26 protein-coding genes are annotated in these 24,730 nt (G+C 71.5%); 20 read left to right on the top strand and 6 right to left on the bottom strand.

Features of this window, described 5'->3' with window-relative positions; genetic code table 11:
- Window positions 1-3: 3 nt before the first annotated feature.
- Together J8403_RS12810 and J8403_RS12805 are read right to left on the bottom strand one after the other, a co-directional pair.
- On the bottom strand, window positions 4-1,329 hold the full coding sequence (locus J8403_RS12810) for a D-arabinono-1,4-lactone oxidase (protein WP_211123311.1): 1,326 nt from the start codon (window positions 1,327-1,329) through the stop codon (window positions 4-6).
- Entirely contained in the window at window positions 1,283-2,539 is a 1,257-nt protein-coding gene (locus J8403_RS12805) for an MFS transporter (protein ID WP_211123310.1), read from the bottom strand. The genes J8403_RS12810 and J8403_RS12805 overlap by 47 nt, the downstream gene beginning before the upstream one ends.
- A 118-nt stretch (window positions 2,540-2,657) precedes the next feature.
- Here J8403_RS12805 and J8403_RS12800 point away from each other — a divergent pair, with 118 nt between their 5' ends.
- Together J8403_RS12800 and J8403_RS12795 are read left to right on the top strand one after the other, a co-directional pair.
- Window positions 2,658-3,809, top strand: coding sequence for a ferrochelatase (locus J8403_RS12800; protein WP_211123309.1), 1,152 nt, complete (start codon window positions 2,658-2,660; stop codon window positions 3,807-3,809).
- Window positions 3,810-3,864: 55 nt separating this feature from the next.
- The gene (locus tag J8403_RS12795) at window positions 3,865-4,665 is read left to right on the top strand and encodes an inositol monophosphatase family protein (protein WP_211123308.1); all 801 of its coding nucleotides are present in this window, start codon (window positions 3,865-3,867) and stop codon (window positions 4,663-4,665) included.
- 191 nt (window positions 4,666-4,856) lie between these two features.
- On the opposite strand, the gene J8403_RS12790 is transcribed toward J8403_RS12795, so the two are convergent.
- Window positions 4,857-5,030, bottom strand: a complete 174-nt coding sequence (locus tag J8403_RS12790; RefSeq protein ID WP_014055412.1) for a hypothetical protein — start codon at window positions 5,028-5,030, stop codon at window positions 4,857-4,859.
- A gap of 358 nt (window positions 5,031-5,388) precedes the next feature.
- Here J8403_RS12790 and J8403_RS12785 point away from each other — a divergent pair, with 358 nt between their 5' ends.
- The 4 genes from J8403_RS12785 (at window position 5,389) to J8403_RS12770 (ending at window position 8,720) form a co-directional block, all read left to right on the top strand.
- Window positions 5,389-6,042 (top strand): response regulator transcription factor, encoded by a 654-nt coding sequence (locus J8403_RS12785; protein WP_014055413.1) that lies wholly within the window; start codon window positions 5,389-5,391, stop codon window positions 6,040-6,042.
- A 6-nt stretch (window positions 6,043-6,048) separates the two neighbouring features.
- Window positions 6,049-7,296, top strand: a complete 1,248-nt coding sequence (locus J8403_RS12780; protein ID WP_093465211.1) for a sensor histidine kinase — start codon at window positions 6,049-6,051, stop codon at window positions 7,294-7,296.
- 405 nt (window positions 7,297-7,701) lie between these two features.
- Window positions 7,702-8,004, top strand: a complete 303-nt coding sequence (locus J8403_RS12775) for a DUF4193 domain-containing protein (RefSeq protein ID WP_009714537.1) — start codon at window positions 7,702-7,704, stop codon at window positions 8,002-8,004.
- 14 nt (window positions 8,005-8,018) lie between these two features.
- Complete coding sequence (locus tag J8403_RS12770; RefSeq protein WP_211123307.1) at window positions 8,019-8,720, top strand: hypothetical protein; 702 nt, start codon at window positions 8,019-8,021, stop codon at window positions 8,718-8,720.
- 18 nt (window positions 8,721-8,738) lie between these two features.
- Here J8403_RS12770 and J8403_RS12765 read toward each other — a convergent pair whose 3' ends face one another.
- Window positions 8,739-9,185, bottom strand: coding sequence for a DUF3093 domain-containing protein (locus tag J8403_RS12765; protein ID WP_211123306.1), 447 nt, complete (start codon window positions 9,183-9,185; stop codon window positions 8,739-8,741).
- A 59-nt stretch (window positions 9,186-9,244) separates the two neighbouring features.
- On the opposite strand from J8403_RS12765, the gene J8403_RS12760 reads away from it, so the two are divergent.
- The 8 genes from J8403_RS12760 to J8403_RS12725 all read left to right on the top strand — a co-directional run bounded on the left by J8403_RS12760 (window position 9,245) and on the right by J8403_RS12725 (window position 17,170).
- A complete protein-coding gene (locus tag J8403_RS12760; RefSeq protein ID WP_211123305.1) occupies window positions 9,245-9,826 on the top strand; it encodes a PaaI family thioesterase in 582 nt (193 codons plus the stop codon).
- A complete protein-coding gene (gene dut, locus J8403_RS12755; RefSeq protein WP_059141651.1) occupies window positions 9,823-10,350 on the top strand; it encodes a dUTP diphosphatase in 528 nt (175 codons plus the stop codon). Before J8403_RS12760 ends, dut begins: the two co-directional genes overlap by 4 nt.
- A 1-nt stretch (window position 10,351) precedes the next feature.
- On the top strand, window positions 10,352-11,137 hold the full coding sequence (locus J8403_RS12750) for a DUF3710 domain-containing protein (protein ID WP_093465219.1): 786 nt from the start codon (window positions 10,352-10,354) through the stop codon (window positions 11,135-11,137).
- Between the two features lie 229 nt (window positions 11,138-11,366).
- Window positions 11,367-12,287: a hypothetical protein gene (locus J8403_RS12745; protein WP_211123304.1), complete on the top strand. Its 921-nt coding sequence runs from the start codon at window positions 11,367-11,369 to the stop codon at window positions 12,285-12,287.
- Between the two features lie 263 nt (window positions 12,288-12,550).
- Entirely contained in the window at window positions 12,551-15,163 is a 2,613-nt protein-coding gene (locus J8403_RS12740) for a sensor histidine kinase (RefSeq protein WP_211123303.1), read from the top strand.
- Window positions 15,160-15,843, top strand: a complete 684-nt coding sequence (locus tag J8403_RS12735) for a response regulator (RefSeq protein WP_211123302.1) — start codon at window positions 15,160-15,162, stop codon at window positions 15,841-15,843. Before J8403_RS12740 ends, J8403_RS12735 begins: the two co-directional genes overlap by 4 nt.
- 64 nt (window positions 15,844-15,907) lie before the next feature.
- Window positions 15,908-16,336: an OB-fold nucleic acid binding domain-containing protein gene (locus J8403_RS12730; RefSeq protein WP_211123301.1), complete on the top strand. Its 429-nt coding sequence runs from the start codon at window positions 15,908-15,910 to the stop codon at window positions 16,334-16,336.
- A 3-nt stretch (window positions 16,337-16,339) separates the two neighbouring features.
- Window positions 16,340-17,170 carry a DUF3159 domain-containing protein gene (locus J8403_RS12725; protein WP_211123300.1) on the top strand — a complete coding sequence of 277 codons (831 nt, stop codon included), beginning with the start codon at window positions 16,340-16,342 and terminating at the stop codon, window positions 17,168-17,170.
- 82 nt (window positions 17,171-17,252) lie between these two features.
- Here J8403_RS12725 and J8403_RS12720 read toward each other — a convergent pair whose 3' ends face one another.
- Together J8403_RS12720 and J8403_RS12715 are read right to left on the bottom strand one after the other, a co-directional pair.
- On the bottom strand, window positions 17,253-17,930 hold the full coding sequence (locus tag J8403_RS12720) for a potassium channel family protein (RefSeq protein WP_059141661.1): 678 nt from the start codon (window positions 17,928-17,930) through the stop codon (window positions 17,253-17,255).
- On the bottom strand, window positions 17,927-18,595 hold the full coding sequence (locus J8403_RS12715; RefSeq protein ID WP_059141662.1) for a potassium channel family protein: 669 nt from the start codon (window positions 18,593-18,595) through the stop codon (window positions 17,927-17,929). Before J8403_RS12715 ends, J8403_RS12720 begins: the two co-directional genes overlap by 4 nt.
- Before the next feature lie 623 nt (window positions 18,596-19,218).
- Here J8403_RS12715 and J8403_RS12710 point away from each other — a divergent pair.
- From J8403_RS12710 to J8403_RS12690, 6 genes are read left to right on the top strand one after another with little or no spacing between them, the layout of a single operon-like run.
- Complete coding sequence (locus J8403_RS12710; RefSeq protein ID WP_211123299.1) at window positions 19,219-20,712, top strand: ATP-binding protein; 1,494 nt, start codon at window positions 19,219-19,221, stop codon at window positions 20,710-20,712.
- Complete coding sequence (locus tag J8403_RS12705; protein ID WP_211123298.1) at window positions 20,709-21,137, top strand: roadblock/LC7 domain-containing protein; 429 nt, start codon at window positions 20,709-20,711, stop codon at window positions 21,135-21,137. Before J8403_RS12710 ends, J8403_RS12705 begins: the two co-directional genes overlap by 4 nt.
- Complete coding sequence (locus J8403_RS12700; RefSeq protein ID WP_059141665.1) at window positions 21,134-21,490, top strand: DUF742 domain-containing protein; 357 nt, start codon at window positions 21,134-21,136, stop codon at window positions 21,488-21,490. Before J8403_RS12705 ends, J8403_RS12700 begins: the two co-directional genes overlap by 4 nt.
- The gene (locus J8403_RS12695; protein WP_211123297.1) at window positions 21,468-22,082 is read left to right on the top strand and encodes a GTP-binding protein; all 615 of its coding nucleotides are present in this window, start codon (window positions 21,468-21,470) and stop codon (window positions 22,080-22,082) included. Before J8403_RS12700 ends, J8403_RS12695 begins: the two co-directional genes overlap by 23 nt.
- Window positions 22,079-23,551, top strand: a complete 1,473-nt coding sequence (locus J8403_RS43590; RefSeq protein WP_246585823.1) for a cytochrome P450 — start codon at window positions 22,079-22,081, stop codon at window positions 23,549-23,551. Before J8403_RS12695 ends, J8403_RS43590 begins: the two co-directional genes overlap by 4 nt.
- A complete protein-coding gene (locus J8403_RS12690; protein WP_246585822.1) occupies window positions 23,533-24,648 on the top strand; it encodes a cytochrome P450 family protein in 1,116 nt (371 codons plus the stop codon). Before J8403_RS43590 ends, J8403_RS12690 begins: the two co-directional genes overlap by 19 nt.
- The last annotated feature ends 82 nt before the right edge of the window (window positions 24,649-24,730 follow it).

The raw sequence follows: 24,730 nt of genomic DNA, 5'->3' as shown, positions 1-24,730 counted from the left end.
GCGTCAGTCGCCCAGCACCCGCCGCAGATAGTCGTTGGTGAACAGCCGGTCCGGGTCCAGCCGGTCGCGTACCGCCGTGAACTCCCCGAACCGCGGATAGACCCCGGACAGGTAGCCGGCGTCGCGGCTGTGCAGCTTGCCCCAGTGCGGGCGGCCACCGTGGGCGATCATGATCTGCTCGGCCGCCGTGAAGTACGCCCGGTGCGGGGTGCCCCGGTACAGATGGACGGCGATGTACGCGGTCTCGCGCCCGGAGGCGGTGGACAGCGGGATGTCGTCGGCGGGCGCGGTGCGCACCTCCACCGGGAAGCTGACCCGCAGTCCGGACCGCTCGACGGTCGCCTTGAGCTCGCGCAGCACGGTGACCGCGGCCTCGCGCGGCACGGCGTACTCCATCTCCAGGAAGCGCACGCGGCGCGGAGAGGTGAAGACTTTGTAAGGGATGTCCGTGTAGGTCCGGGCGGACAGGGCGCGGCTGGAGATCTTGGCGATTCCGGGGATGGTGGCGGGGACCGCCCGGCCCACCGAACAGGCCACCTGGAAGATGCCGTTGGACAGCAGCTCGTCGTCCACCCAGCCGCTGACCCGGCCCACCGGGGCGGCGGGGCCGGTGCTGCGGTTGTTGCGCTTGGTGTTGCAGTTGCCGGTGTGCGGGAACCAGTAGAACTCGAAGTGCTCGTTCTCGGCCACGAGCCTGTCGAAATCGGCCATCACACGGTCGAAGGGCATCGGCTCCTCGCGTGCGGTGAGCAGGAACTCCGGTTCCACGGCGAAGGTGATCGCGCTGACCACGCCGAGCGAGCCGAGCCCGATCCGGGCGGCCGCGAAGATCTCCGGGTGCTCCGTCGCCGAGCAGCGCAGCACCGAACCGTCCGCCGTCACCAGCTCCAGGCCCTTGATCTGGGCGGCGATCGAGGCGCTGTCCCGGCCGGTGCCATGGGTGCCGGTGGCGGTCGCCCCGGCCACGGTCTGCTCCATGATGTCGCCCATATTGGCGAGCGACAGCCCATGGGCCGTCAGCGTCTCGTTGAGCTGCCGGAGCGGGGTGCCGGCCGCGACGGTCACGGTCCCCGCCTCGCGGTCCAGCCCGCGCACGCCCGCCATGCGGTCGGGGCGTATGAGGAGCCCGTCGGTGGCGGCCGCGGTGGTGAAGGAGTGCCCGGAGCCCACCGCCTTCACCTTCAGCCCCTCCGCCGCGGCCCGGCGGACCACCTCGGCCAGCTCCTGAGTGGACGACGGCGCGACGCTCCGCACCGGGCGGGCCGTCACATTCCCCGCCCAGTTACGCCACACGCTGCTCCGTACGGTCTTCATGGTCTTGACGGCCATCCGTACCCGACCCCTCCCGCTGTGGCGCCGGCCGGAGCCGGCGGTACCCGAGGAACGCCACCGCCGCCGCGAACGCCCCGGCCACGGCCGGCACCGCGTACCCCGCCCGGGCGCCGGCCGCGTCCACCACCCATCCGGCGGCCGACGAGCCGAGCGCCACCCCGACCGCGAGCCCGGTGCTCACCCAGGTCATCCCCTCGGTCAGATGCGCGCGTGGTACGTGGCGTTCGACGAGGGCCATGGTGGTGACCATCGTGGGTGCGATGGCCAGGCCCGCGACGAAGAGCGCCACGGCCAGGAACGGCAGGTTCCCGACCAGTTGGAGCGGGATCATACTCACGGCGATCGCACAAATACCCCACAACCAACGACGGGACACCGATCCGCTCAGCCGCAGCAGCCCGAAGACCGCGCCCGCGAGACAGGAGCCCAGCGCGTACACCGCCAGTACCAGGCTCGCCGCGCCCTTGTGGCCCTCGTCCTCGGCGAAGGCCACCGTCACCACGTCGATCGCCCCGAAGATCGCGCCGGTCGCCACGAAGGTGACCACCAGCACCTGGAGCCCGCGCGAGCGCAGCGCCGAACGGCCGGTGTGCTGCCCGCGCGGATGCGGTACGGGCTCGGTGGCCCGCTGCGCGGTCAGCGAGAAGACCCCGGCCGCCAGGAAGCAGGCGGCCAGCAGCGGGCCCGCCTCCGGGAACCAGGTGGTGGACAGCCCGATCGAGATGACGGGCCCGAGGATGAAGCAGACCTCGTCGACGATGGACTCCCAGGCGTACGCGGCGTGCAGCTCGCGCGGGGAGTCCCCGTAGATCGCCGCCCAGCGGGCCCGCACCATGGAGCCCACGCTGGGCACACAGCCGGCCCCGGCGGCGAAGACGAACAGCGTCCAGTCCGGCCAGCCCCGGTGCGCGCTCAGCAGCAGCCCGCAGACGGCGGTGAGTGCCACGAGGGTCGCCGGGCGCAGTACCCGGCGCTGGCCGTGCCGGTCGACCAGCCGGGAGATCTGCGGGCCGATGGAGGCGGCGGAGAGCGCCAGCGTGGCCGACAGGGCGCCCGCGAGCCCGTACCGGCCGGTGAGTTCGGACACCATGGTGACCACGCTGATGCCCGCCATGGACAGCGTCATCCGCCCGAGGAAGCCGGCCGCGGAGAACTCCTTGGCGCCGGGGGCGGCGAAGATCGCACGATAGGGGCTGGTACTGGGCAAGGCAGGCTCCGCCGTGAGCAGGGTAAGGATCGTACGAGCTGATACAGATTACGGGCAGGTCCCTGGTTCGCGCAGGGCCGTTTCCCGCCTGTCAGCGGCTGGTGGCAGGATCGGAAGCATGCCGGATCAGTCAGTACAGCCTTCTCCCGACCCCTATGACGCACTGCTGTTGCTCTCCTTCGGCGGGCCGGAGGGCCCCGAGGACGTCGTGCCGTTCCTGGAGAACGTCACGCGCGGGCGGGGCATCCCCCGAGAGCGGCTGAAGGAGGTCGGCCGGCATTACTTCCTCTTCGGCGGGGTCAGCCCGATCAACGCGCAGAACCGCGAGCTGCTGCACGCGCTGCGCAAGGACTTCGCCGAGCACGGCCTGGACCTGCCGGTCTACTGGGGCAATCGCAACTGGGCGCCGTATCTGACCGACACCCTGCGCGAGATGACCGCCGACGGCCACCGCCGCATCCTGGTGCTGGCCACCAGCGCCTACGCCTCGTACTCCGGCTGCCGCCAGTACCGCGAGAACCTCGCGGACGCCCTGGCCGCCCTGGAGGGCGAGGGGCTGCCGCTGCCGCGCGTCGACAAGCTGCGGCACTACTTCAACCACCCCGGCTTCGTGCGGCCCATGGTGGACGCCACGCTGGCCGCCCTCGCCGAGCTGCCCGAGGAGCGCCGCGCCGGGGCCCACCTCGCCTTCACCACGCACTCCATCCCGACCGCCGCCGCCGACACCTCGGGCCCGGTGGAGGCCCACACGGAGGACGGGGAGGGGGGCGCGTATGTCGCCGAGCACCTCGATGTGGCCCGGCTGATCGCCGACGCGGTGCGCGAGGAGACCGGCGCCCCGCACCCCTGGCGGCTGGTCTACCAGTCGCGCAGCGGCGCGCCGCACATCCCCTGGCTGGAGCCGGACATCTGCGATCACCTCGAGGAGCTGCACGGCGAGGGCGTGCCCGCCGTCGTCATGGTCCCGATCGGCTTCGTCTCGGACCATATGGAGGTCAAGTACGACCTCGACACCGAGGCCACGGCCAAGGCCGCCGAGCTCGGTCTGCCGGTCTCCCGCGCCTCGACCGTCGGCGCCGATCCGCGGTTCGCCGCGGGCGTGCGCGATCTGGTGCTGGAGCGCGCGGCCACCGAGCGCTTCGCCGAGGACCGGGTCGCGGCCGCCCCGGAGCGCTGCGCCCTGGGCGCCCTCGGCCCGAGCCATGACGTGTGCCCGGTGGGCTGCTGTCCGGCCCGCGCGCCCCGCCCCGCCGCCGCGGGCTCGGACTGAGCGTCCCCGCCCCGCCACCGCCGCTGCCCGTCCGGGCCATCCGCTAAGGAGCACGATGACCGACCCGCTCATGACCGAACTCCTCGAGACGGCGCTGGAGGCCGCCCGTGGCGCGGGGGACCTGCTGCGCGACGGCCGCCCGGCCGACCTCGGGGTGGCGGCCACCAAGACCAGCCCGATCGACGTCGTCACCGAGATGGACATCGCCGCCGAGAAGCTGATCACCGACCTCCTCGCGCGCCGCCGCCCGCAGGACGGGGTGCTCGGGGAGGAGGGCGCCGACACCGAGGGCAGCAGCGGGGTGCGCTGGGTGATCGACCCGCTCGACGGCACGGTGAACTACCTCTACGGGCTGCCGTCGTGGGCGGTCAGCATCGCCGCCGAGAAGGACGGCGAGACGGTCGTCGGGGTGGTGACCGCCCCGATGCGCGGCGAGACCTTCCAGGCGGTCCTGGGCCGGGGCGCCCGGCTGAACGGGGAGCCGGTGCACTGCCGCCCCGCGGCCCCGCTGGAGGAATCGCTGATCGGCACGGGCTTCGGGTACGTGCGCGAGCGCCGCATCGGGCAGGCCAGGGTGCTCAACGATCTGTTGCCGCGGGTGCGGGACATCCGGCGCGGCGGATCGGCCGCCATCGACCTGTCCGATGTGGCCTGCGGCCGGCTCAACGGCTACTACGAGCGCGGGCTCAACCCCTGGGACTTCGCGGCCGGTGCGCTCATAGCGCGCGAGGCGGGCGCGCTCACCGGAGGGCGGCCCGGCGTCCCTGCCTCCACGGAGCTGACCATCGCCGCCGCCCCCGGCCTTTTCGAGCCGCTGAGGGGGCTTCTGGACGACCTGGGCGCCTGGCACGACTGATCCCGCCCCCCGCGGCCACGCGCCCCCGGTCCGCACCCCCGCCCGCACACGGAAACGCCCCGGCGTCACGAGGACACCGGGGCGCTTCGGCGTGGTTACCGGATGTTTTCTGGATCACCATCCGGAGGTGAATGGGAATCGGCTACAAGGAGGGAATCCGGATCTGGATCGGGTCCGGAATCCACAAGGGATCAAGCAAACGAGGCGCTTACTTCGACACCGTGCTCGGCGGCGAGGCGACGGAGGTCTTCCAGCTCCGACTGCTCCACGTCCACAAGAAAGTCGTCGCCCGTCTCACGGGCGCGAATGAGATCGGTCTTGGTGTTCTCTATGCGCTGCAGAATGCCTGCGGTGAACGCGTCCATGTGCGCCCCCTCGTCGTGGGTCGGTGGCACGGGGGTGTGCCGACGGCGGGACGATCACGTGCGTGGCCCTTGCCGTCGGCAATGACAGTCAGAGATGCCGGAGACAAGGCGTGATCGCGGGTGTGCAGTCGTCCTCCCCACCCCGTCCTGGGCGGAAACCTCGGGCCCCGAAAGAATCTGAATTCGGCGTTCCAGCCGCTGCCGCCCCCGCCGCCGCGTCCATGATCGGTCCTCGGGATCCCGGGGCGATCCCTCTTACCGCCGGTTTATGAGACTTCGAGGCAGGATGGAGGCGCCGAACAATCATCGAGTTTGGCGAGATCATGCCCAGTGCGGCAATCAAGGAAGGAACAACGACGTGCGCGTACTCGTCGTCGAGGACGAGCAGTTGCTCGCCGATGCGGTGGCCACCGGACTGCGCCGGGAGGCCATGGCCGTCGACGTCGTGTATGACGGAGCCGCCGCCTTGGAGCGCATCGCCGTCAACGACTACGACGTCGTCGTCCTCGACCGGGACCTGCCCCTCGTGCACGGCGATGACGTCTGCCGCAAGATCGTCGAACTCGGCATCCCCACCCGGGTCCTGATGCTCACCGCCTCCGGCGACGTCAGCGACCGCGTGGAGGGCCTGGAGATCGGCGCGGACGACTATCTGCCCAAGCCCTTCGCCTTCAGCGAACTGATCGCGCGGGTGCGTGCGCTCGGCCGCCGGACGACCGTGGCCCTGCCGCCCGTCCTGGAGCGCGCCGGGATCAAGTTGGACCCCAACCGCCGCGAGGTGTTCCGGGACGGCAAGGAGATCCAGCTGGCGCCGAAGGAGTTCGCGGTCCTGGAGGTGCTCATGCGCAGTGAGGGCGCCGTGGTCTCCGCGGAGCAGCTGCTGGAGAAGGCCTGGGACGAGAACACCGATCCGTTCACCAACGTGGTGCGGGTGACCGTGATGACCCTGCGCCGCAAGCTGGGCGAGCCCGCGGTGATCGTCACCGTCCCCGGCTCGGGTTACCGGATCTGATCAGGCATGGCGACGACTCCGACCCCGCTGCCGCCCACGGCACCGCCCAAGCCCAGCTGGGACCCCCAGGGCGCCTCGCGCCCCAACCCCTGGCTGCGCCCCACGATCCGGATACGGCTCACCCTGCTGTACGGCGGGATGTTCCTGATCGCCGGGGTGGTACTGCTGACGATCATCTACCTGCTGGCCGCGCAGGCCCTGCACGTCGGCAACGAGCTGCCGTTCAAACTGGTCGGCGGCAGTGTCCAGCCGACCAACAACACCTGCCCCGAGATCATCGGCCAGAGCAGCCCGGACCAGTTCAACGCGGTCCTGAACACCTGCATGAAGGAGCAGCGCCAGCTGGCCCTGGACGGGCTGCTGCGCCGCTCCCTGATAGCCCTCCTGGGCCTGTCCGTGATCGCCTTCGCCTTCGGCTACGCGATGGCCGGACGGGTGCTCTCGCCGCTCGGCCGGATCACCCGCACCGCGCGCCAGGTGGCGGGCTCGGACCTGTCCCGCCGGATCGAGCTGGACGGCCCGGACGACGAGCTCAAGGAGCTCGCCGACACCTTCGACGAGATGCTGGAGCGCCTGGACCGGGCGTTCACCGCCCAGCAGCGGTTCGTCGCCAACGCCTCGCACGAGCTGCGCACCCCGCTGGCGATCAACCGCACCCTGCTGGAGGTGCAGCTCTCGGACCCGCAGGCGTCCCCGGAGCTGGTCCAGCTGGGCAAGACCCTGCTGGCCACCAACGAGCGCAGCGAGCAGCTGGTGGAGGGCCTGCTGCTGCTGGCCCGCAGCGACAACGAGATCGTCGACCGCAAGCCGGTGGATCTCGCCGAGGTGGCCTCCCAGGCGCTGGAGCAGGTCCGGGCGGAGGCCGAGGGCAAGGGCGTGGAGCTGCGCGGACAGCGCGCTCCGGCGGTGGTCCAGGGCAATGGAGTGCTGCTCGAGCGGATCGCGCTGAACCTCGTCCAGAACGCGGTGCGGTACAACATCGCGGAGGACGGCTGGGTCGAGGTCACCACCGAGAGCCGGCCGGGCCAGGCCGTGCTGGTGGTGGCGAACACCGGTCCGGTGGTCCCCGCCTACGAGATGGACAACATTTTCGAACCCTTCCGCAGGCTCCGCACCGAGCGCACCGGCAGCGACAAGGGCGTCGGACTCGGACTGTCGATCGCGCGGTCGGTGGCGCGCGCCCACGGCGGCAGGATCGCGGCGGAGCCGCGTGAGGGAGGAGGCCTGGTGATGCGGGTGGTGCTCCCGGTCTGACGCCGGGAAACCCGAGGCCGGGGCCTGCCCGGGAGATGTTCGCTTTGGGCGGAATTTTCGTGATCCGCCCACCCGAGGTAGGCTGTGTGATCGATCACATGGGCGATTTTCCGGCCATATACTCTGCGTGATCGTCGCGGTTGACGGAAAGCCGGGAAAATCCGGGTTTTCGGGGACCGTGATCACGGGAAGTACACGTCATGGCGCGTGCGAGTGCGACATTCGGACCGTGTACGGTCCCGATGGCCATCCAACCCGATCACCTCTTCAGGGGCGCGGTTGGGTGTCGATTGAGTAACAGACCTTGATGTGAGGCAAAATCTCCGCCTCGGGTCGGGCACAAGTCCGGCCTCTCACGCGTTACGTGCGCTGAGACACCACAGACACCCAGAGGGGGAGAGCGACATGGCAACGGATTACGACACCCCACGCAAGACCGACGATGACGTCAACGAGGACAGCATCGAGGAACTGAAGGCCCGGCGGAACGACAAGTCGGCGTCCACCGTCGACGTCGACGAGTTCGAGCAGGCCGAGGGACTCGAGCTGCCCGGTGCGGACCTCTCCAATGAGGAGTTGTCCGTCCGGGTGCTGCCTCGTCAGGCGGACGAGTTCACCTGCATGAGCTGCTTCCTCGTGCACCACCGCAGCCAGCTGGCCGCCGAGACCAAGAACGGCCAGCCGATCTGCCGCGACTGCGCGGCCTGAGCCGCGGGGTCGGCGTGGAGGCGGAGCACGACGACGTGGACGAGGCCGAGCGAGGCCGGATGGCCTCGCTCGCGACCACCCTCGGCCGCGGTGTGCGAAGAGGCGGTGAGCGCGCGAGAGCGGGGGTCTACGCGGTCGCCGACCGGATCATCGCCAACGCTCCACGCATCCCGGTCCGCGATCTCGAAGCGCTGCGCGAGCAGTTCCCGGGGCTGGGCCCCGAAGAGCTCGCGGACAAACTGGTGGCCGGTGCCGCGGGCGGCACCGCCACAGTGGGTGCGGGCGTCGGTGCCGCGGCGATGCTGCCCACCCCGCCCGCCATGCCCACCGAGCTGGCCGCCGAGATCGTCGGCGTGGCCGCCATAGAGTTCAAGCTGATCGCCGAGCTGCACGAGGTCTACGGCGTGCGGGCGCCCGGCACGGTGCGGCAGCGCGCCATCGCCTATCTCGGCTGCTGGGCCGAGGAGCGCGGTATCGACGTCGCCCAGCCGGCGAGCGTCAACGCGGCCCTGGGCGTCCAGATGAAGCGCGAGCTGCGGCAGCAGGTGCTCAAGCGCAGCTTCCGGAACATGCCGGTCCTGACGCCCTTCATGGTCGGCGCGGCCGTCGGAGCCGCGATGAACCGGCGCGACACCAAGAAGCTCGCGCGCAAGGTCCGCAAGGATCTGCGGGCCGAGCAGGTCCCCTGGGACCTCCCGCTGCCCCTGGAGGGATGAGCCCCTCGCGCGCCCCGCTCAGGCGGATCGCACGGCCGTGAGCGCGGCGGCCAGCGCCTCCGGATTCCGGGTGGACACATACACGTACGGTGTCGGGTCCTCCGGATCGGTGACATCCACCCGCAGCGCGGTCGGGATGTAGCTGCGCAGCAGCATGAACGCCCGCGGATCGGCCTTGTAGGTCCGCCAGGCGGCCGCCTCATCGGCGTCCAGCACCTGCGGGGTGCCCAGGGCCGACACCGGGATCCGCGCCTCGCCGGCCACCAGTGAGTCCGCCACCACGCGCACCCGGGCCGACCCGTAGGAACTCACCGCGACGCAGGCCAGCGCCGCACCGCCGATCAGCCCGCCGAGCATCGGCAGCGTGCCGAACGGCAGCATGATCAACCCCACGGAGACCCCGATCAGAACGGCGATGAACCACCAGGAACGGGGCGCGCTGAGGCGTTCTTCGTAAGGCTGCATGCGTATCAGCTTGGCATGGCCGCCGAACCGGACTGTTCTCGCGGGTAAGGTCAGCCGTTGTGAGTGGACGAACGACAGGGCTGACGCCGCCGGAGGGCGCCAAGGGACCCGTGCGCCACCCCGACGCGCCCGCGCCCGGGGAGCCTCTCGGCGCGCACTACGACCAGTGCTTCGGCTGCGGCCATCAGCCGGGCGGTCTGGGGCTGATCGCGCGGGCGGGCGAGGACGTGAGCGTCACCGCCGAGTTCACGGTGCGCAGCGGCCATCAGGGCGCGCCGGGCCTGGCCCACGGCGGGGTGCTGGCCGCGGCGCTGGACGAGACGCTCGGGTCGCTCAACTGGCTGCAGCGGACGATCACGGTGACCGGGCGGCTGGAGACCGACTTCGTACGGCCCGTGCCGGTCGGCACCGAGCTGCATCTGGAGGCACAGGTGACCGCCGTGCACGGCCGGAAGGTCTACTGCTCGGCCACGGGCCGGATCGGCGCTCCGGACGGCCCCGTCGCGGTGCGGGCGCAGGCCCTCTTCATAGAGGTGCGGGTCGACCACTTCATCGAGAACGGCCGGGCGGAGGAGATCGACGCGGCGCTCACCGATCCGGATCAGGTGAAGGTCGCGCGCGCTTTCGAGGTGAACCCATGAGTCCGCTGCCCGTCGACGTGCCGATCCGCAGGGTGGACCCCGAGGTGCCCATCCCCGGGTACGCCCACCCCGGCGACGCGGGGGCCGACCTGGTCACCACCGAGGCGGCCGAGCTGGCTCCGGGGGAGCGCGCGGTTCTGCCCACCGGAGTGTCTATCGCGCTCCCGGAGGGGTATGCCGCCTTCGTGCATCCACGGTCCGGACTTGCCGCGCGCTGCGGCGTAGCCATGGTGAATGCCCCGGGGACCATCGATGCCGGGTACCGTGGAGAGATCAAGGTGATCGTGGTCAATCTGGACCCGCGCGAGAGCGTGCGGTTCGAGCGCTTCGACCGGATCGCCCAATTGGTCGTCCAGCAGGTCGAGAAGGTGCGCTTCCAGGAGGTGGCGGAGCTTCCCGGGTCGGCGCGGGCCGAAGGGGGCTTCGGGTCCACCGGCGGTCATGCCGCCGTGGACGGCACAACGGGTAGGGCAACGGGCGGGAATAGGTACGCTTCGGTCGGTTCCGACCGGGAAGGACGATGACGTGTTCGGACGTCGCCGCAAGCGCAGCAAGGAGGACGTCGAGTCGCTCGACGTGACCTCCGACGAGTTGGCCGAGGACGCGGAGGACGCGGACGGCGCTGAGGACACCGCCGCACCCGTGGAGGCCGGCCGGGTGAGCCTGCCGCCGGCCCCGCGTCCCGAGGGCCCCTGGGACGTATCCGAGGTGCGCGAGCCCGGCGAGGGCCGGGTGGACCTCGGTGGTCTGTTCGTACCCGGCGTCGAGGGCATGGAGCTGCGGGTGGAGGTCGCGGGAGACGCGATCGTCGCCGCGACCGTGGTGCTGCGGGACAGCGCCGTGCAGCTCCAGGGCTTCGCAGCGCCCAAGAAGGAAGGCATCTGGGGCGAGGTGCGCGACGAGATCGCCACCGGCATCACCCAGCAGGGCGGGGTCGTCGACGAGGTCGAGGGCCCGCTCGGCTGGGAGCTGCGCGCCCAGGTCCCGGTGCAGCTCCCGGACGGCAAGAACGGCGTACAGGTGGTCCGCTTCGTCGGCGTGGACGGGCCCCGCTGGTTCCTGCGCGGTGTGATCTCCGGGCAGGGCGCGGTGCAGCCCGAGACCGGCAGCCTCCTGGAGGCGATCTTCCGGGACACGGTCGTGGTGCGCGGTGAGGGCCCGATGGCCCCGCGCGACCCGATCGTCCTCAAGCTGCCGGACGACGCCCAGATGGTGCCCGACGGGGTGCAGCAGGACGAGGCGCAGGGCTCGCGGTTCGCGGGCGGCGCCGACCGGCTCCAGCGCGGTCCGGAGATCTCCGAGGTCCGCTGAGCCGCCGTCCCGCACGGCGAAGGACAAGGCCCGAAGGGGCCCGGGGCCACCAGGCCCCGGGCCCCTTCGGCGTTTTCCGGAAGGCCGCTTCGGGGATTTCGCGCGACACGGTGAACACACCCGCCACCCCGGCCGTACTCATGGGCGCGAGACCTTGTGACGCTCCGAGGGGGAGAGGGCGCGTCGCGAGACACACCCCCTGTCCGACCTCAACGAGGTGAGTGATCAGATGTCGCGTGGCCTTCCGTTACTGCACCGCCGGAGAATTCTCGTCTCCGGCGCGATCGGCGGTATCACCTGTGCGGCCGTCGTGGTGGGAGCCGCCATGGCCGGTCAGGACGACGGCGGCGGCGACGCCGATGCGTCGACCAAGGCCGCCCAGACCATCAGCTGCCCCGCCGTCGCCGGTTCCCTCCCGGAGATCCCGGCGGAGGCCCGGGCCGAGGTGGACCGCAACCTCGCCCTGCTGGACACGCAGCTGGCGGAGGCCAACAAGCGGCTCAGCACGAGTCAGGGCGAGGGCGGCCCCAACTTCGTGCGGAACGCCATCCTCGGCCCGCTGGCGGACAAGCGGAAGTCCACCCTGGACCGCATCGCGATCTCCATCGGGCGGCGCGCCGAGAAGCCGACGGGGCTGGACGCGCTCGCCGAGTGCACCCTCTCGGGCGGGGACGCGGGAGCGGGCACCGGCGCCGGCGCGGGCGGCGAGGCGGACAGCGGCGCGACCCCCACAGCGGCCGCGTCCGAGCCCGCGGGCGGCGGGGCCGAGCAGGGCGGCGGGGCCGAGCAGGGCGGTGGAGCCGAGCAGGGCGGTGGGGCCGACGCGGGCTCCGGGGCCGACGCGGGCTCCGCTCAGACGATCAGCTGCCCGGATGTCGCCTCGAAGATCAGCGGCGTGCCGGCCGCCGCCCAGGCCGAGGTGGACCGCAATATCGCGCTGCTCCAGACCCAGCTCGACGAGGCCAACAAGCGGCTGGCGTCCTCCGCGGGCGAGGGCGGCCCCAACTTCGTGCAGAACGCCATCCTGGGCCCGCTGAAGGACAAGCGGGCCTCGACGATCGACCGCATCGAACTCTCCTTCTCCCGCCAGGGCTCGACCGCCCCCTCCGGTCTCGACGCCCTGGCGGGCTGCTCGCTCACCTCCGGCTGAGCCGACGGCGTAAGGCCCGGCCCGAGGTGAGCGTCTGCCGGTGGGCCGTACTCTTCTCTGCGGAGTACGGCCCACCGGCTTTTCGCATGGGGTTTCCCCGGGTGGGGCGGCCGGGCGTCAAAGGCGCGTCAAGACGGCGCCGACGGCCGTAAGGGAGCCGTCAAGGAAGGGCCGGCCCGGCCGGGGACGGGGTTTGCTCCAAAGCATCGCCCGCTGGCAGCTCGCCATGAGCTCAGGCGCCGTCCAACAGGGAAAATAGGGGTATGGGGCGCGGAAAGTTGCGGATCTACCTCGGTGCGGCACCGGGCGTCGGCAAGACGTACGCGATGCTGTCCGAGGGGCATCGCCGGGTCGAGCGGGGCGCGGACCTCGTGGTCGGCTTCGTGGAGCACCACGGCCGTCGCCGTACCCAGGTGATGATGCACGGGCTGGAGGAGGTGCCCCGCCGGGAGGTGGAGTACCGGGGGAGCACCTTCACCGAGATGGACGTGGACGCGGTGCTGGCCCGCCGCCCCGCCATCGCGCTCGTGGACGAGCTCGCCCACACCAACGTCCCCGGCTCCCGGAACGAAAAGCGCTGGCAGGACGTCGAGGAGCTGCTGCGCGCGGGCATCGACGTGGTCTCCACGGTCAACATCCAGCACCTGGAGTCGCTGGGGGACGTGGTGGAGTCGATCACGGGGGTGCGCCAGCGGGAGACCCTCCCGGACGAGGTGGTGCGCCGGGCCGACCAGATCGAGCTGGTCGACATGTCGCCCCAGGCGCTGCGCCGCCGCATGGCCCACGGCAACATCTACGCGCCCGACAAGGTGGACGCCGCGCTGTCGAACTACTTCCGGCCCGGTAACCTGACCGCGCTGCGCGAGCTGGCCCTGCTGTGGACCGCCGACCGGGTCGACGAATACCTCCAGCAGTACCGCGACGAGCACTCCATCCGCTCCACCTGGCAGGCGCGCGAGCGCATCGTCGTCGGGCTGACCGGCGGCCCGGAGGGGCGGACGCTGATCCGCCGGGCCGCCCGGATGGCGGCCAAGGGCTCCGGCAGCGAGATCCTCGCCGTCTACATCGCCCGCAGCGACGGCCTGACCTCGGCCTCCCCCAAGGAGCTGGCGGTCCAGCGCACCCTCGTGGAGGACCTCGGGGGCACCTTCCACCACGTCATAGGGGAGGACATCCCGGGGGCGCTGCTGGAGTTCGCCCGCGGTGTCAACGCGACCCAGATCGTGCTCGGCTCCAGCCGCCGCAAGACCTGGCAGTACATCTTCGGACCCGGCGTGGGCACCACCGTCGCCCGTGATTCGGGGCCCGATCTGGACGTCCACATCGTCACCCATGACGAGGTCGCCAAGGGCCGCGGGCTGCCGGTGGCGCGCGGCGCCCGGCTCGGCCGCTCCCGGCTGATCGCGGGCTGGGTGGTCGGGGTGGCCGGACCGGCCCTGCTCACGCTGCTGCTCACCGGCACCGGCGCCACCCTCGCCTCCGAGGCCGGGCCCGGCTTCGCCAACGAGGTGCTGCTCTTCCTGTTCCTCAATGTGCTGGCGGCCCTGCTGGGCGGCATGGTGCCCGCCCTCGCCTCGGCGGCCGTCGGATCGCTGCTGCTCAACTACTACTTCACCCCGCCCACCCACACCCTGACCATCGCCGACCCCGAGAACATCGTCGCCATAGCGATCTTCGTGGCGGTCGCCGTCTGTGTGGCCTCGGTGGTCGACCTCGCCGCCCGCCGCACCCATCAGGCCGCCCGGCTGCGGGCCGAGTCCGAGATACTGTCGTTCCTCGCGGGCAGCGTGCTGCGCGGCGAGACCAGCCTGGAGGCGCTGCTGGAGCGGGTCCGCGAGACGTTCGCCATGGACTCGGTGGCGCTGCTGGAGCGGGAGAGCGACGTCGCCCCCTGGACCTGCGCGGGCAGCGTCGGCAGCCACGACGGCACCCCGGCGCCCGAACGGCCCGAGGACGCGGAGGTGGACATGCCGGTCGGCGACCATATGGCGCTCGCGCTCTCCGGCCGGGTCCTGCCCGCCGAGGACCGCCGGGTGCTCGCCGCCTTCGCCGCCCAGGCCGCCGTCGTCCTGGACCGGCAGCGACTGGCCCAGCAGGCCGGGCAGGCCCGTGAGCTGGCCGAGGGGAACCGCATCCGCACCGCGCTGCTCGCCGCCGTCAGCCACGATCTGCGCACCCCGCTCGCGGCCATCAAGGCGGCCGTGAGCTCCCTGCGCTCCGATGACGTCGCCTGGTCGGAGGAGGACGAGGCCGAGCTGCTGGAGGGCATCGAGGACGGCGCAGACCGGCTGGACCACCTGGTGGGCAACCTCCTGGACATGTCCCGGCTGCAGACCGGCACCGTCACCCCGCTCATCCGGGAGATCGACCTGGACGAGGTGGTGCCGATGGCGCTCGTCGGCGTCCCCATGGCCAAGGTCGCCCTCGACATCCCCGAGGAGCTGCCGATGGTCGCGGTCGACCCCGGGCTGCTGGAGCGCGGCGTCGCCAACATCGTGGAGAACGCGGTGAAGTACAGCCCGCAGGACCGCCCCGTGCTGGTCTCCGCGAGCGCCCTCGGCGACCGTGTGGAGCTGCGGGTGGCCGACGGCGGCCCGGGCGTGCCGGACAGGGAGAAGGACCGTATCTTCGAGCCCTTCCAGCGCTACGGGGACGCCCCGCGCGGCGCCGGGGTCGGCCTCGGGCTCGCCGTCGCCCGCGGCTTCGCCGAGGCCATGGGCGGCCGGCTGACCGCCGAGGACACCCCCGGCGGCGGTATGACCATGGTGCTCACGCTGCGTGTCGCCGCCGGCCGCCCGCCGGCCGACCCCGGCCTCCCGGTCCAGGTCGGCTCCACGTCAGCCACAACGACACGGAAAGGCAGGCCCGCCACATGAACCGGGTGCTCGTGGTCGACGACGAGCCGCAGATCGTACGCGCCCTCGTGATCAACCTGAAGGCGCGCAAGTACGAGGTCGACGCCGCCGGGGACGGCGCCACCGCGCTCCGGCTGGCCGCCGCCCGCCATCCCGATGTGATCGTGCTCGACCTCGGCCTGCCCGATATGGACGGGGTCGAGGTGATCAAGGGGCTCCGGGGCTGGACCCGGGTGCCGATCCTGGTGCTCTCCGCCCGTCAGACCTCGGACGAGAAGGTCGAGGCCCTGGACGCGGGGGCGGACGACTACGTCACCAAGCCGTTCGGCATGGACGAGCTGCTCGCCCGGCTGCGCGCGGCCGTCCGCCGCGCCGAGCCCGCCGGGCAGCCGGACGACTCGGTGGTGGTGGAGACCGATGCGTTCACCGTCGACCTGGCGGCCAAGAAGGCCCATCGCGACGGCCGCGATGTGCGGCTGACCCCCACCGAATGGCATCTGCTGGAGGTCCTGGTGCGCAACGCCGGCCGCCTGGTCAGCCAGAAGCAGCTGCTGCAGGAGGTCTGGGGGCCCTCGTACGGCACCGAGAGCAACTACCTGCGGGTCTATATGGCGCAGCTGCGCCGCAAGCTGGAGGCCGACCCCTCGCATCCGCGCCACTTCGTCACCGAGCCGGGGATGGGCTACCGGTTCGAGCGATGAGCGGGGGCGGGGCGATCAGTGCGGGGACGGCGTTTCGGCGTCGGCGCACCGGTACGCTGGCCGTATGAGTTCCGTACCCCACCCCTCCGACGGGGCCGCCAGGGGAGACAGGTCCGGCAAACAGGTCGGCCGGTTCCGGCGGATGCTGGACCGGCTGTCGAGCTCCCAGGAGGAGCTGCACTCCGCCGAGCTCCAGCAGGACGCGGAGGCCGCGGGCTGCACCAAGATCGGCGACTGCGGCGACCGTCAGATCGTCAAGGTGACGGGCACGCTGCGCACGGTGACGCTCAGACCGCGGGCCGGAGTGCCCGCGCTGGAGGCGGAGCTCTTCGACGGCACCGCCGCGCTGGACGTGGTGTGGCTGGGCCGTCGCTCCATCATCGGGATAGAACCGGGGCGCAAGCTGATCGCCTCGGGCCGGATCTCCATGAGCCATGGACGCCGGGTGCTGTTCAATCCGAAGTACGAACTCCGACCGCTCGGACAGGAGTAGCCGGTGACGCCAGACGACAAGACGACCCCGACCGGGCACCGAAGCGCCGCCGCCGACAGCAGGGCGGCGGCGGACACCGCGCTCCTGGAGGCGTTCGGCGGGGTGCGGGGCATGGTGGACACCACCGTCCCCGGTCTGGTCTTCGTCCTGCTGTACACGATCAACCGCGACATCCATCTCGCCGCGATCGCCGCGCTCGGTCTCACCGTGCTGCTGGCGCTCACCCGGCTGGTGCGCAAGGAGACCCTGAAGCACGCCTTCAGCGGGGTCTTCGGGGTCGCGTTCGGCGCGATCTTCGCGATGATGTCCGGCGACGCGAAGAACTTCTATCTGCCGGGCATGCTCTACACCCTGGGGCTGGCGATCGCCTACATTCTCTCGGCGATCTTCCGCTTCCCGCTGATCGGGGTGTTGCTCGGGCCGATGCTGAAGGAGAACCTCTCCTGGCGCACCCGTAACCCCGGCCGGTTCCGCGCCTACACCCGCTCCACCTGGGCGTGGGGGCTGATTCTGCTGGCCAAGTCGGCGGTGCTGTTCCCGCTCTACTGGTGGGGGGACGCCACCCAGCTCGGCTGGGTCAAGGTCGCGCTCGGCATTCCGCCGTTCCTGCTCTGTGTCTATCTGACCTGGATCTTCCTCGCCAAGGCCCCGCCGCCGATCGACGTGATCGCGGAGATGGAGGCCGAGGAGAAGGCCGAGCGGGAGCGGAAGTCCCAGGCCGACAAGGCCGCCAAGGCCGACCAGGTCGCCGATCCGCTGCTCTCGGAGTGGACCGGCCAGATCGTGTCCGAGGCCCGTACCGAATCGGCCGACCGGCAGCCGCCCCGGCACTGAGGCCACAGAGGTCACACGGACCGCGGCCCGGGCTCACCGCAAGGGGAGCCCGGGCCGCGGTCTTTTGCCCGTGGCGTGCGTCCTAGCCCGTGGCGTCCTGGCGCTGGACGGACAGCAGCTGCTCGAGCTGCTCCTCGCGCGCCTGTGCCGCGACGAACAGCAGCTCGTCACCGGCCTCCAGCACATCGTCCTTGTTCGGGGTCAGCACGCGGGTGCCGCGGATGATGGTGACCAGCGTGGTGTCCTCCGGCCACTCCACATCGCCGACCCGGGTGCCCACCAGCGCCGCCTCCGGCGGCAGCGTCAGCTCCACCAGGTTGGCGTCGCCGTGGCTGAAGCGGAGCAGCCGCACCAGATCGCCGACGCTCACCGCCTCCTCGACCAGCGCCGACATCAGACGCGGGGTGGAGACGGCGACATCGACGCCCCACGCCTCGTTGAACAGCCACTCGTTCTTGGGGTTGTTGACCCGGGCGACCACCCGGGGCACCCCGTACTCGGTCTTGGCGAGCAGCGAGACGACCAGGTTGACCTTGTCGTCACCGGTGGCCGCGATGACCACGTTGCAGCGCTGCAGCGCCGCCTCGTCCAGCGAGGTGATCTCGCACGCGTCGGCCAGCAGCCACTCGGCCTGCGGCACCCGCTCCACCGAGATGGCGGTCGGCGCCTTGTCGATGAGGAGCACCTCGTGCCCGTTCTCCAGCAGCTCGCTCGCGATGGAACGCCCCACGGCGCCCGCACCCGCAATGGCAACCCTCATCGGTTCGCCTCCTCAGGCCCCTTTTCGAAGGCTGCCTCGACCTTCTCCACCTCATCGGTGCGCATCATCACATGCACCAGGTCGCCCTCCTGCAGCACCGTCCCGGAGGTCGGCAGCATCGCCTCGCCGAGCCGGGTGAGGAACGCGACCCGCACGCCGGTCTCCTCCTGGAGCACGCTGACCTTGTGGCCCACCCACGAGGGGGAGATGTGCACCTCGGCCAGCTGCACCCCGCCGCTGGGGTCCCGCCAGTGCGGCTCCGCGCCGGACGGCAGCAGCCTGCGCAGCATCTGGTCGGCGGTCCAGCGCACCGTGGCCACGGTCGGGATGCCGAGGCGCTGGTAGACCTCCGCGCGGCGGGGGTCGTAGATACGGGCCGCCACGTTCTCCACCCCGAACATCTCGCGGGCCACCCGGGCCGCGATGATGTTGGAGTTGTCGCCGCTGCTCACCGCAGCGAAGGCCCCGGCCTCCTCGATGCCCGCCTCGCGGAGGGTGTCCTGGTCGAAGCCGACACCGGTCACCCGGCGCCCGCCGAAGCCCGCACCCAGGCGGCGGAAGGCGGTGGGGTCCTGGTCGACGACCGCGACCGTGTGCCCCTGTTGCTCCAAGGTCTGGGCGAGGGCCGCGCCCACCCGGCCACAGCCCATGATCACGATATGCATGCGTCTTACCCCGCACTCCAGATGACCGTGCCGACCTGCGCAAACACCCTGCTCACATCTTCCTTCCAGGACCTACGGGGCGACAGCGGGGCGGGACCCCGATGCCGGTGCCCGGGGACGACCGGAGTCGGCCGCGGTGGCACCTGTCCCCACCGTATCCGTACCGGCGGCCCGCTCTCCCGTCCGCGCGCGAGGGCCGGGAGATGAACCTGGTGACGTACGACATAGCGGGAAAGTTCCCGTGATGATTGGCGATGGGAGGAGGCGGTCGGAGGTGATCGCAGAAGCGACGGGAACGAACTGGACAGGGAAGGGCAACGATCATTTCCGGTTGCGGACGCGGGGTGAAAAGGCTGTTGGCGATCAGCCTCGACCACTACGGTGGGCCCGGGTTACGGCGCTCCAACGGTGGTCGCAACCCTTCATCTTTGCCTGAAATCCCGGATCTTCACCGAAACCACATGACAAATGCCGAGCGATTGCCGCTGGTTCGAACTTTGTCGCGGGCGTCGGATACTAGGTCACGACATGGCTAAGATGATCGCCGTATTCCGTTTCCGGACGGGACATCAGGGCTCTGAATCGTTCCTTCCGCGCCCGCGTTCTTCTGCACGAGGTTCCTGATGACTGATCACATATCGGAGGCGGTGAGCTGGTGTCTGGCCGCCGCGCTTCTCGTCGTCCTGGTGCTTCTGATCCGCCAGCGGCAGATCACCGCCGGAGTCCGCAGGCGCAACGCCACTCTCGAGGACAGCCTGCGCTCCCGTGACGAGGAGGTGCAGCACCTCGTCGACGTACGCCTCCCCTCGATCGCCGATGTGCTGAGCCAGCCCGGCCCGCTGCCGGGCCTGCGGGACGAGAAACTGGCCGGTACGGCCTTCGCCCAGAGCCTGCACGCCGTCATGGAACAGTTCACCCGTGCGGTGGACAAGGCCCAGACGCGGGCCGACGCCTCCGCCAAGGCGGCGCTCAAGGCGTCCATGCGAGCCGTCCAGGGACTCGCCAACGAACAGCAGGTGTCGATCTCCGAGATGCAGGAGCGGCACGACAACCCCGATGTGCTGCGGGACCTGCTGGAGATCGACCACGCCAACGCCCAGTTCGGCCGCCGCGCCCAGGCCATCGCCGTGCTCTGCGGTTCCTGGCCCGGCCGTCAGCGGCTGGCCTCCTCGCTGACCGATGTGGTCCGCGGCTCCAAGTCGCGCATCCGCGACTACCAGCGGGTGCAGGTGCACGCCCTGATCGACGTCGCCGTGGTGAGCCGGGCCGTGGAGCCCGTCGTGCTCGCGGTGGCCGAGCTGCTGGACAACGCGGCCCGCCACTCGCAGCCCAACACCTCCGTGGAGGTCAGCCTCCAGCCGGTGCACAACGGGGCCTGCATCGTGATCGACGACGCCGGTGTGGGCATGGACGGCCTGGAGGTCCAGCGGGCCGCCACCCTGCTCTCCGGCCAGCGCGCCGTGGACGTCTCCCGGCTCGGCGACCCGCCGCAGTTCGGCTTCGCCGTGGTGGGCCTGCTGGCCTCGCGGTACGGCTTCAGCGTCTCGGTGGACACCCGGTCCCCGTACGGCGGTGTGCGCGCCGTGCTGTTCCTCCCGAGCGAGCTGCTCACCCATATCGACCCCGACGGACGGTCGGCCACCTCGGCGCAGGACCCCGAGGGCGCCGAGCCGCTGCACACCCTGCCCTCCCGCCGCACCCGCGCCCCCCGAAGGGCGCGACAGGCGCAGGCCGCTCCGGCCGAGCCCCAGGCCATGCCCCAGGCACAGCCTCCGGCGCCCGCCCCCGCCCCCGCCGCCGCGCCCGCCCCGGCACCCGCCGCGGCGCCCCAGCCGTCCCTGGGCGACGACGAGGCCACGCGCGTGTACGGCACCACGCAGGGCGGTCTGCCCAAGCGCCGCCGCCGGCAGGCCGCCGCCACCCCGCCGAGCGCCGACTGGTCCATGGGGACCGGGCGGGCCGGCGCCGCCGCATCCGACGACACCGGCGCGCACCGCGCGCGTTCGGCGGAGGAAACCGCCTCGCGGTTGGGCGCGTTCGCGCGCGGCACCCGCTCCGGCCGTGCCGACACCCAGGACTCCGCCCCTCACCATGACGAAGGGAATCGCCAGGCATGAACGACCATCTCAACAACGAGCTCGGCTGGATGCTCGACGAGGTCGTCAAGATGCCGGAGGCACGGCACGCGATCCTGCTCTCCGCGGACGGGATGCTGCGGGCGTACTCCGAGGGCATCGCCCGCGACGAGGCCGAGCGCCAGGCCGCCGCACTCTCCGGGCTGCAGTCGATCAGCCGCTCCACCTCCGAGTTCTGTGATCCGCACGAGACGCCCTGGCAGCAGACGCTGGTCGAGTTCGTCGGCGGGTACGTCTTCCTGATCGCCGCCGGACCCGGCGCGTATCTGGCGGTCTCGGCCACCGAGGCCGTGGACATGGAGGCGGTGAGCTACCGGATGCAGAAGCTGGTCGACCGGCTCGGCAAGGAGCTCACCAGCCCGCCGCGGCAGGGCCTCCCGCGGCAGGGGATCGGCAGCCACGCATGAGTCCGGGGCGGCGCGAACGAGGGTTGGTGCGGCCGTATGTGGTCACCGACGGCCGTGCCTACCCGACTCGCAACACCTTCGACCTGGTGACCCTGGTCATGGCCCACCCCGACCGGCCGCTCACCGGGCTCAGCCCCGAGAAGCGGCGGGTCATGGAGCTGTGCCTGGGCGGCGCGCTCTCGGTGGCCGAGGTCTCCGGGTACCTGGAGCTGCCCGTCAGCGTCACCAAGGTCCTGCTCGGCGACCTCGTGGACAGCGGCCACGTCTCCACCCGGTCCCCGATCCCCGCCGCCGACCTCCCCGACACCCAGCTCCTGCAGGAGGTGCTCGATGGACTCCGCGCTCGCCTCTGACGACAAGGCGGTCTACCTGCCCCATACGGTGCGGGTGGCGGCGAAGATCCTCGTCGTCGGACACTTCGCCGTCGGCAAGACCACCTACGTGGGTTCGCTGTCCGAGATCCGGCCGCTGCGTACCGAGGAGACGATGACGCAGGCCGGTGCGCTCACCGACGACCTGCGGGGCACCGAGGACAAGACGACCACCACCGTCGCCATGGACTTCGGCCGGCTCACCCTCAGCGAGTCCCTGGTGCTCTATCTGTTCGGCGCGCCCGGACAGCAGCGCTTCACCCGGCTGTGGCGGGACATGACGAACGGGGCGCTGGGCGCGCTCGTCCTGGCCGACACCCGGCGGCTGGAGCAGTCCTTCCCGGTGATGGCCGTCCTGGAGGAGCACGGACTGCCGTACGCCGTCGCCGTCAACCAGTTCGAGGGCTCTCCCCGCTTCGCGGAGCCGGAGGTCAGGGAGGCCCTCGATCTGCTTCCGGAAACCCCGCTGGTGACCTGCGACGCCCGGGACCGGCTCTCCTCCACCCACGCACTGATCGCCCTCGTCCAGTACCTACAGGCCCGCCAGACCCGTAGCTCCCAGGAGATTGTGTGACCAACCGTCCAGCCGCCGGCCCCGTCCCCCCACCGGGCTGCCCCGCGCACGCGGGCCCCACCGAGGCCGTGGGCGACACCGGGCACAGCGCGGCCGTACCGATGTACGGTCCCGAGTTCGCCGCCGACCCGCACGGCACCTACGCGCGGATGCGCGCCACCCATGGGCCGATCGCGCCGGTCGAGCTGACGCCGGGGGTGTACGCCTCACTGGTCACCAGCTACCCGCTCGGCCTGGAGATCCTGCGTGACACCGAGCGGTTCGCCAAGGACCCGCGCGGCTGGCGGGCGATGCGGGACGGAAGCGTGGGGCCGGACAACCCGGTCGCCCCGATGATGATGTACCGGCCGAACGCGCTGTTCTGCGACGGGGAGGCCCACGCCCGGCTGCGCGGGGCGATCACCGACAGCCTGGACCGGGTGGATCCGCACGCCCTCAGCGAGTACGTCGAGCGCAGCGCCGAGACGCTGATCGACGCCTTCGCCTCCCGGGGCGAGGCCGACCTGATCATCGAGTACGCGTCGGTGCTCCCGCTGCTGGTCTTCAACCAGCTCTTCGGCGCGCGCCCCGCGGACGGGCCGAAGCTGGTCGAGACGATGATGAAGCTCTTCGACAGCGGCGAGGAGGCGGCGGCGGCCAACGACGCGCTGCTCCACTGGATCTCCGGCCTGCTGGCGGACAAGCGCCGGCAGCTCTCCGCCGACGTCACCTCCTGGCTGATCGCGCATCCCTCGCAGCTCACCGACGACGAGCTGATGCAGCAGATGATCCTGTTGATGGCGGCCGGTACCGACCCCCAGCAGAACCTGATCGCCAACGCGCTGCGCCTGCTGCTGTCGGACGACCGCTTCGCCGGTGAGCTGTCCGGCGGCAGCATGCCCGTCGAGGACGCCCTGGACGAGGTCCTGTGGAACGACCCGCCGATGGCCAACTACGGCACCCGGTTCCCCCGGTACGACTGCGAGGTGGCGGGCGTACGGCTGCGCAAGGGCGAACCGGTGCTCATCAGCTACGCCGCGGCCAACCACGAGGCGGCCATGGCCTCCGACCGCCGGTCCGGCAACCGGGCCCATCTGGCCTGGAGCGCGGGCGCCCACCGCTGCCCCGCCGAGCGGCCCGCCCGGGTGATCGCCACCGTGGCCATCGAGCGGCTCCTGGACCGCCTCCCGGACATGGAGCTGGCGGTCCCCGTCGAGCGGCTGACCTGGCGGACCGGGCCCTTCGCCCGCGCCCTGGCCGCCCTGCCGGTGCGCTTCCCCGCCCAAGCGGTCGCCGCGCACGAGCCGTTCGCGGCGCCCGTGTCCGAGCCGGTCCGATTCGACGAGACCTCTGGAGTCAGCCAATGGAACCCCGTCCCATCGTCCTCGACCCCGCCGGCCGCGACATCGCCGGAGAGGCAGCCCGAGTCGCCGCAGGCGGCGAGGCGACGCTTGTTGAGCTTCCTGACGGCGTGGTGGCGTGGGCAATAACCCGCCAGCGGACCCTCAAGGAGCTGCTGACCGACCCCCGCGTCTCCAAGGACCCCCGGCAGCACTGGCCCGCGTGGAACAACGGTGAGATCTCGCCGGAGTGGCCGCTGATCACCTGGGTCGCCGTGGAGAACATGTTCACCGCCTACGGCGGTGAACACCGGCGGCTGCGCACCCTGGTCTCCAAGGCGTTCACCGCCCGGCGCACCGCCGCCCTGCGGCCGCGCATCGAGGAGATCTGCACCACGCTCCTGGACGACCTGGCCGCCGCGCCGGACGAGGTGGTCGACCTGCGCGAGGCGTACGCGTACCCGCTGCCGATCCAGGTGATCTCCGAGCTGTTCGGGCTCGACGACGAGAACCTGCGCGAGCGGATGCGCCGGGTCGTGGACAGCATCTTCCACACCTCCGCCACCCCGGAGGAGGTCACCGCCACCTTCAACGAGATGTACGCCGTCCTCGGCGAGCTGGTGGCCACCAAGCGCGAGCGGCCCGGCGACGACCTGACCAGCGGGCTGATCGCGGTGCGGGACGAGGAGAGCGGCTCCAAGCTCAGCGAGAAGGAGCTGACCGACACCCTCGCGCTGTTCCTCTCGGCCGGCCATGAGACCACGGTCAACCTGCTGGACAACGCCATCCACGCGCTGCTCACCCGGCCCGAGCAGCTCGAGCACGTCCGGGCCGGGCGGGCCACCTGGGAGGATGTGATCGAGGAGACGCTGCGGCACTCCGCCCCGGTCGCCAACCTGCCGCTGCGCTACGCCGTGGAGGACATCGAGCTGGACAGCGGTGTGGTGCTGCACAAGGGCGACGCGATCCTGGCCGCCTACGCGGCCGCCGGACGCGACCCGGAGGTGCACGGCGAGGACGCGGACCGCTTCGACGTCACCCGGCAGCTCAAGAACCACCTGGCGTTCGGCCACGGCGTCCATCTGTGCGTCGGCGCCCCGCTGGGCCGGCTGGAGGCCGCGATCGCGCTCCCGGCGCTCTTCGACCGCTTCCCCGGGCTCACGCTCGCGTCCGGGCAGGAGCCGCTGGAGCCGGTGGAGTCCTTCATCTCCAACGGCCACCGCACCCTGCCCGCGCGTCTGTCCTGATCCCCTTCGGCGCCCCGCTCCCGCCCGCCCCCTTTCCCGGGGGTGGGCGGGTGGGCGGGGGCCCGCGCTACCCCTTACGATC

This window comes from Streptomyces yatensis (genome assembly GCF_018069625.1).
Taxonomy (GTDB): Bacteria; Actinomycetota; Actinomycetes; order Streptomycetales; family Streptomycetaceae; genus Streptomyces; species Streptomyces yatensis.
This window is presented reverse-complemented; position numbering and strand designations above follow the sequence as displayed.

Bases quoted from the DNA above. Each gene is read 5' to 3' on its own strand.
- J8403_RS12695 (WP_211123297.1), top strand. From the start codon at position 21,468: ATGGACTCCGCGCTCGCCTCTGACGACAAGGCGGTCTACCTGCCCCAT.
- J8403_RS12745 (WP_211123304.1), top strand. From the start codon at position 11,367: ATGTCGCGTGGCCTTCCGTTACTGCACCGCCGGAGAATTCTCGTCTCC.
- J8403_RS12795 (WP_211123308.1), top strand. From the start codon at position 3,865: ATGACCGACCCGCTCATGACCGAACTCCTCGAGACGGCGCTGGAGGCC.
- J8403_RS12700 (WP_059141665.1), top strand. From the start codon at position 21,134: ATGAGTCCGGGGCGGCGCGAACGAGGGTTGGTGCGGCCGTATGTGGTC.
- J8403_RS12790 (WP_014055412.1), bottom strand. From the start codon at position 5,030: ATGGACGCGTTCACCGCAGGCATTCTGCAGCGCATAGAGAACACCAAG.
- J8403_RS12720 (WP_059141661.1), bottom strand. From the start codon at position 17,930: ATGAGGGTTGCCATTGCGGGTGCGGGCGCCGTGGGGCGTTCCATCGCG.
- J8403_RS12705 (WP_211123298.1), top strand. From the start codon at position 20,709: ATGAACGACCATCTCAACAACGAGCTCGGCTGGATGCTCGACGAGGTC.
- J8403_RS12735 (WP_211123302.1), top strand. From the start codon at position 15,160: ATGAACCGGGTGCTCGTGGTCGACGACGAGCCGCAGATCGTACGCGCC.
- J8403_RS12810 (WP_211123311.1), bottom strand. From the start codon at position 1,329: ATGGCCGTCAAGACCATGAAGACCGTACGGAGCAGCGTGTGGCGTAAC.
- J8403_RS12780 (WP_093465211.1), top strand. From the start codon at position 6,049: ATGGCGACGACTCCGACCCCGCTGCCGCCCACGGCACCGCCCAAGCCC.
- J8403_RS12775 (WP_009714537.1), top strand. From the start codon at position 7,702: ATGGCAACGGATTACGACACCCCACGCAAGACCGACGATGACGTCAAC.
- J8403_RS12765 (WP_211123306.1), bottom strand. From the start codon at position 9,185: ATGCAGCCTTACGAAGAACGCCTCAGCGCGCCCCGTTCCTGGTGGTTC.
- J8403_RS12800 (WP_211123309.1), top strand. From the start codon at position 2,658: ATGCCGGATCAGTCAGTACAGCCTTCTCCCGACCCCTATGACGCACTG.
- J8403_RS12710 (WP_211123299.1), top strand. From the start codon at position 19,219: ATGACTGATCACATATCGGAGGCGGTGAGCTGGTGTCTGGCCGCCGCG.
- J8403_RS12715 (WP_059141662.1), bottom strand. From the start codon at position 18,595: ATGCATATCGTGATCATGGGCTGTGGCCGGGTGGGCGCGGCCCTCGCC.
- J8403_RS12730 (WP_211123301.1), top strand. From the start codon at position 15,908: ATGAGTTCCGTACCCCACCCCTCCGACGGGGCCGCCAGGGGAGACAGG.
- dut (WP_059141651.1), top strand. From the start codon at position 9,823: ATGAGTCCGCTGCCCGTCGACGTGCCGATCCGCAGGGTGGACCCCGAG.
- J8403_RS12740 (WP_211123303.1), top strand. From the start codon at position 12,551: ATGGGGCGCGGAAAGTTGCGGATCTACCTCGGTGCGGCACCGGGCGTC.